This is a genomic window from Pseudomonas sp. CH235, from assembly GCF_004368175.1.
GTDB lineage: Bacteria > Pseudomonadota > Gammaproteobacteria > Pseudomonadales > Pseudomonadaceae > Aquipseudomonas > Aquipseudomonas paraglycinae.
This window is the reverse complement of record NZ_RRZJ01000058.1, coordinates 1-5397: the sequence shown is the minus strand read 5'-3', so window position 1 is coordinate 5397 and position 5397 is coordinate 1. Positions and strand designations below refer to the sequence as shown.

Here is a 5397-nt window from a genome sequence, read left to right as displayed (position 1 = left end):
GACACATCAAAAGAGAATAAAAAAAGAAAACTTACTCCTCTGCAAGTATTAGAAAATGTCAGAAAGGCCAAAATACCATTTCGTGACTGGGCACTATCTTGGGGAGGAAAAGAAGTAGCTAGCGAAAAGCTAGATCTAATAGTGCAAAATAACGGATTCAGTCACGCTTACGAAATCAGGCCCACACAAATAGATGAAAAAATTTTCCCCACACTAATAAAAAATCTTATTAGCAGAGCGACACATCATCTGAATACTGAAGACATAGTCACCTATACTTTGGCATTTTGCTTGAGCTCAGATAGCGAGGCCGCCGCTCTTATTGATTTATTGCATGAGTACAAGGTCGACACCGTATTAGAAAACATCCTTATCGTGATTGGAATATTGGATGAAGATCTAGATATATTCACGCCATATATGTCTGGCCCCTACAAATACCTGTCAGACTAAACCGTTCCTGACAGCACGCCGTAGCAGGGCTGGAGGTAATGCCGATGATTCCATTAGAGCCTTCCGGACCAAAGTGGGATTCCCTCACTTCGCCCTGGTCGCGAACCACCTTGGACTTCTCTGTAGTTCTAAATTTCCACCGTTCAGGGTTATTTCCCCAATGGAGGATCACGCCTATTGAGGGAAGGTTTCCACCGACGGAGTAAACCTGTCCCTCGCAAGATCCGAAGCTAGTCATTGGTACGCGACACGTTTTCATAATTCGCAAAACGTGTCGCGACACCTGCCCTACCGGAATGGGATTTCAGGTCCGGCCCCCAGCGGGGGTTGGATCGTTCAACTTCCCCCACTGGGGAGAGTTCCTCAAATTGAGGAAGTCCCGCCACTCCCCAGTAACTTCCCAACCTGCCCCGCAGGATGAATGACTGGGCCGAAAGTTCGGCCGTGTATCACTTTGGCTATTGCCAACTTACTGCAACAAAAATCCCCCCTTTCTCGATCGGCGAAACCAACTATTTCAGTCCCATTCCGTCCCGTTACGTGTAGCACCTGAGGTGCACCTAAAAAACACTGGATATAAGACCAGATCATGCCTAATGTGGGTTTGAAGCCAATTCAAATCCACTTGAGGCCATCCCATGAACACAGCCAAGACCGCTCGAGGTCGACAACATAAACCGACTCGCTCAGAGGTGGCCGCGGCGTGGGGCCGCCTGCGCGACGCTGCCAGCGAAGGAAGCATCCAAGCATCCGCCCTCCTCATCGCACTTGCGGAAAACAAACCGGTCATTGCCATGGAATCGCCCGCCGCATGACTGAACGCGACAAAAGCGGGAAATGGAAGCCCGGGCAGTCAGGCAATCCAGGTGGACGCTCCGGGCAAACACAGGAGCTTCGCGCTCGACTTGCCGAGGGTGCTGACGCAGTTACCAAGAAGGTGCTCGCTGCTGCCAAGAAGGGCGATATGCAGGCCTGCCGATTGATCCTTGAGCGCCTTGTCCCGCCAATCAAACCGACCTCTGAGCCGGTGCAATTCGAACTCGACGACACGGACCTGCCGAGCGCAGCCAAATCAATCATGCGTGCCGTTGCCGGCGGACAACTCGCGCCCGACCAGGGCAAGTCGCTCATCGAAGGCTTGGGCGCCGTCTCCCGGGTGATCGAAGTCGCTGAACTTCAGAAGGCCGTTGAAGAACTCCGCACGCAAATGGAGGGAATGCAGCAATGAGCATCAAATCATTGAAAGCAGAACTGCAAAGGATCGCCCAGAAGATCGGAGCGGCCGATGAGACGGTACTGCTGATCGTGCTTGCGGTGATCCGAGCCAATACCAGAGAGATCCAAGCGGAAGAAGACTTTCCGAAAACCGCTGGGCATCAAGTCGACTATCGAATTCAGGGGCGGAATGTATCGCTGTTCTTCCCCTTCGCAGAGATGGATAGCGACCAGGGTGAGCAAATGGCGAAAGCCATCATTCTTCACACTCGACAAATTGAGCGCGCCGGCCGGACAGCTCAAGTCGGCATTCTCGATATACGCGCCGCGCCCGAGGAAGGGGCTTGGATCGTTACCTGGCCTCCTGAAGGTGTCTCGGTTGAGCAGCACGCTGCAGAGCATTACCAGCGGATCGTTGAGGCGCGCGATGAACATCCGTAACCAAATCGCCCGACTGAAGCAGGCGGCCGGCGACTCCCAATTTAGCAGCGACGTTCGGCAAATCAGTCAGCTGATGGACGAGTTGAGCGCTGAAGCCGCCGGCGGTGCCGCCGCCATCGGGGAAGCCTCTCTTCTCGATATTTTCAACGCCTCTACATCCTCGACCGCCCTACCCCAATCCCAAACAATCCAAAGGTAACGCAATGAAAATCGGCAAACGCTCAGTTCTCAAGGTCGGCTTGGCCAACCTCCACTACTCCGAATACGAGCACTCCCGCATTGAGTCTCACACCTTCTCTATCCAGCGTCCGGACGGGACCAAAGGCGTATGGCAAGCCGGTGGTTTGATGAAGTCCGCTCGCCAGCTTCAGACACTGGCGCTGGAGACCTTCAAAGACTTCGGCGAAGAAATTGTCTCAATCCGAGAAAACAAAGATTTCAACTCGTCCGCGATCGAGCGCTTGAGCAAAGAGAAAATCGCAGGCGTGACAGACGCCCTGCTTCCTGCAATGCAGTCGGTCGCGAAGGATATGCTCACCCTGGCCGAAACCGTCACCCAAGGCTTCTCTCCTGTCACTCCGCGCGCGAGTAGCGATATCGCAGGCTTTCTCGCAGACCAAGAATTGAGAGCCCTTGTGCGAGGCCTCAGTCCGGAAGAACGCCGCAACCTCATGTCCGAGGCGCGCCGGGGTGGTCACCCCGATATCGTCGAAGCAGTGCTGAGAGCAAATCCGATGCTCTCTGGCCTCAACTCTGAAGCAGCAGCGAGCCTTTCCCGGGCGGGCATCGCCGCCTCTCGCGCAGATGACATTGACGTTCTCCGTCAAATGCTGGCCGTTTACGACGATGTGCTCGCTACCACTTCGCAAGTTGGCGTGTCACTTAGCAGCATGATTGCCAACTCCGCAGGCTATACCGGCCGATTCGAAAAATGGCGATCCGGTTGTGAAGGCTCCGAAGCTTTACGCGCTTGGCTGGACAAAATCCCAGCCCGAGAAAAACCAAAAGCAGCAGAAGAATCAGAAGCCGCGTAAGCGTCCCGGCGTGCGGTCGCCACAGTCGGCCGCCAACTAGGAGCAACTACCTTGACCACCTACCAACAGCGCTTCGCCGAGGCGTGCAAGACAACTCGCTTTGCACCCTACACGTTGAAACAAAGCCCTGACTCTGGCTACGTCGTGTGGGATGTCCAGCACGTCCGCGACGGCCAGAAGGTGACCATTGACGGGCCGTTCTTCACTGAGGACGAAGCCCGGGTGTCAGCCGATCTCCTGCGCGGCACCTTCCGCGGTGCCAGGGCCTACCAGGGGATTTACGACCGGATCTGGAACTACGACCCGCGACACGAACAGGTGACGCTCGACCAGGCGCATATGTCGCGCTGGCTGCTCGCCATCCGACTGGGTGTGTCGGTACCCAACAACAGCGCCCAGGGCGCCAAGGAGTAAATCATGGCTATGGCCACCAACTACGGCACCAAAACCCGCATCCTGCTGAGCGGCTCGGCCGGTAAGCTGTTCGGGCGCGAACACATTTACGAACTCTCCACCGGCGACACGCGGGAAGCTGTGAAAGCGATCGACGTCAATCACCCTGGGTTTGCGAAGTACCTCGCAGATGCCAAACGGAAAGGTCTCGAATTCGCAGTGTTCCGGAACCGCAAGAACATCGGCGAGCGCGAGCTGAAGACGGGTGGCGCTCAGGAGATCCGGATCGTCCCGGTAATCGCTGGCAGCAAGCGTGCAGGTCTGTTTCAAACTGTACTTGGAGTGGTTCTGATCGCCATGAGCTCAGTAACGAACGGCGCGACCTTAGCACCAGGGATTGCACTCGCCGCCGGCGGCGTCATTCAGATGCTAAGCCCACAAGCCACCGGCCTGAAGCAGAGCGCATCCCCCGAAAACGCGCCGTCCTACGCCTTTGGCAGTGCCAAGAACACCACAGCCAGCGGCAACCCGGTGCCGATCTGCATTGGCGAGCGCCGTTGGGGCGGAATCATTATTTCCGCCTCTATACATGCGGAGGATAAAATCTAACTCTCACGCGACGGAGCAAAGATTTAATACCTTTCGTCGTCTTCGTCGCTTTCCTCATCATCCTCAACTGGCGCAGTCATCGGTTTAACGAAAGTTGCCTCTCGCCTGTGAATCCGATCAGTCATGTAATAAAGGCCAAGCAATGTGGTTACGAGCATATTTGAGGTAAGAAAAATGTACACAGCCACAACAACCCACTTCAAAAACAAAAACAGGCCACCTGAAAATATAGCCTTAATGTGTGGCGCCAATAAAACCAAAGCACTTCCGCCAAAATACAAAAACAGCGACATGAAAGATAAATAACCAAATAAGAAACACAGAAACCTACGCCGAGACAATGCCTCCGACCGACCTTTCTTCTTCCTTCTTGATCGAAGAAGAACAGGAATACCTGGCATAGGCTTATCCATCGAATCCTTGTTAAAAGTAGCCACAGCTGCTAAAGAAGCGATGTAAAAACCGGACACTATCTGCAAATACCCGACAATTACGCTTATTACACCCTTTTCAGAAAAAACCGGTATTTTTCCTGAAAAATAAAATAGCACAGCAACCAAAGCAAATGTAACAAGGCCTGGTATAACTAATTCATCAGTGACTTTATCCTGCCTTTCAATACGAAGATAAGAAAGGGGCGTAAGCAATCGATGAATACTGCTCATACAACCCCCTTCATCATTTAAGAGCTCTCATTTTCTTCAAAAATTCATCATCCAGTTCTGCCGCACATTGCGGTAGATCATAATCCGTTGTGATCAATTCCATGCGGCCAAAAACCGCGTCGCCTGCGTCCTCGCGCAACGTGGAAAGCCTAACGGATCTTTGCTTTCCCTCAGGCCTTTTGAAAACGACCCGCATTTCAGGGTAACCTTTTTCGTTACCCAGGTCTTTAGCGCGGTTGATGAAATCGACAGCTGGTTGGCCATGAGCATTAGAGACCGCTTTAATCTTAACGGTCGTCGTAACTTTATCAAGGAAAGGATCTTCATCAAGTTCATTAATAGTCTGATTCTTAAACAGCTCAATAAACCTTAACTCACCCTTTTCCAAATCGTCCAAGAGAGATTGACTTGCAAGGTGATCAAAGCCTATAACCGGATAACAGTTCAAGACACCGCCCTCAAGACTCTCATACTCTTGAGTTAAAAATGTTTTCAAAAGCGTATTTATGAATGGAGTGAGTTTCGTTTTACCAATACCTGGAGCATCCTCAAGCAGCATGAGATACTCGAGACCATTCGGCTTAATA

The 5397-nt window shown here is 52.6% G+C and carries 9 protein-coding genes; 7 read left to right on the top strand and 2 right to left on the bottom strand.

Translation table 11 applies throughout. The features are described 5' to 3' along the window. The 7 genes from EIY71_RS28650 to EIY71_RS28320 all read left to right on the top strand — a co-directional run. A partial coding sequence (locus EIY71_RS28650) for a hypothetical protein (RefSeq protein WP_166673457.1) occupies positions 1 to 453 on the top strand: 453 nt, incomplete at its 5' end. 811 nt (positions 454 to 1264) lie between these two features. Next, positions 1265 to 1681, top strand: a complete 417-nt coding sequence (locus tag EIY71_RS28345) for a DUF5681 domain-containing protein (protein WP_122699424.1) — start codon at positions 1265 to 1267, stop codon at positions 1679 to 1681. Then, entirely contained in the window at positions 1678 to 2109 is a 432-nt protein-coding gene (locus EIY71_RS28340; RefSeq protein ID WP_134023994.1) for a hypothetical protein, read from the top strand. Before EIY71_RS28345 ends, EIY71_RS28340 begins: the two co-directional genes overlap by 4 nt. Then, a complete protein-coding gene (locus EIY71_RS28335; protein WP_256661113.1) occupies positions 2096 to 2308 on the top strand; it encodes a hypothetical protein in 213 nt (70 codons plus the stop codon). Before EIY71_RS28340 ends, EIY71_RS28335 begins: the two co-directional genes overlap by 14 nt. Before the next feature lie 4 nt (positions 2309 to 2312). Continuing rightward, a complete protein-coding gene (locus tag EIY71_RS28330) occupies positions 2313 to 3143 on the top strand; it encodes a hypothetical protein (RefSeq protein ID WP_134023992.1) in 831 nt (276 codons plus the stop codon). Positions 3144 to 3194: 51 nt separating this feature from the next. Further along, positions 3195 to 3557, top strand: coding sequence for a hypothetical protein (locus EIY71_RS28325; protein ID WP_134023990.1), 363 nt, complete (start codon positions 3195 to 3197; stop codon positions 3555 to 3557). Between the two features lie 3 nt (positions 3558 to 3560). After that, entirely contained in the window at positions 3561 to 4145 is a 585-nt protein-coding gene (locus tag EIY71_RS28320) for a tail assembly protein (RefSeq protein ID WP_134023988.1), read from the top strand. A gap of 23 nt (positions 4146 to 4168) precedes the next feature. On the opposite strand, the gene EIY71_RS28315 is transcribed toward EIY71_RS28320, so the two are convergent. Beyond that, entirely contained in the window at positions 4169 to 4810 is a 642-nt protein-coding gene (locus tag EIY71_RS28315; protein ID WP_134023986.1) for a hypothetical protein, read from the bottom strand. A gap of 13 nt (positions 4811 to 4823) precedes the next feature. Further along, the coding region (locus tag EIY71_RS28310) for a hypothetical protein (RefSeq protein ID WP_218568803.1) at positions 4824 to 5397 on the bottom strand (574 nt) is incomplete at its 5' end.

Excerpts from the sequence above, each read along its gene's own strand:
- EIY71_RS28315 (WP_134023986.1), bottom strand. The coding sequence starts at position 4,810 with ATGAGCAGTATTCATCGATTGCTTACGCCCCTTTCTTATCTTCGTATT.
- EIY71_RS28330 (WP_134023992.1), top strand. The coding sequence starts at position 2,313 with ATGAAAATCGGCAAACGCTCAGTTCTCAAGGTCGGCTTGGCCAACCTC.
- EIY71_RS28335 (WP_256661113.1), top strand. The coding sequence starts at position 2,096 with ATGAACATCCGTAACCAAATCGCCCGACTGAAGCAGGCGGCCGGCGAC.
- EIY71_RS28345 (WP_122699424.1), top strand. The coding sequence starts at position 1,265 with ATGACTGAACGCGACAAAAGCGGGAAATGGAAGCCCGGGCAGTCAGGC.
- EIY71_RS28320 (WP_134023988.1), top strand. The coding sequence starts at position 3,561 with ATGGCTATGGCCACCAACTACGGCACCAAAACCCGCATCCTGCTGAGC.
- EIY71_RS28340 (WP_134023994.1), top strand. The coding sequence starts at position 1,678 with ATGAGCATCAAATCATTGAAAGCAGAACTGCAAAGGATCGCCCAGAAG.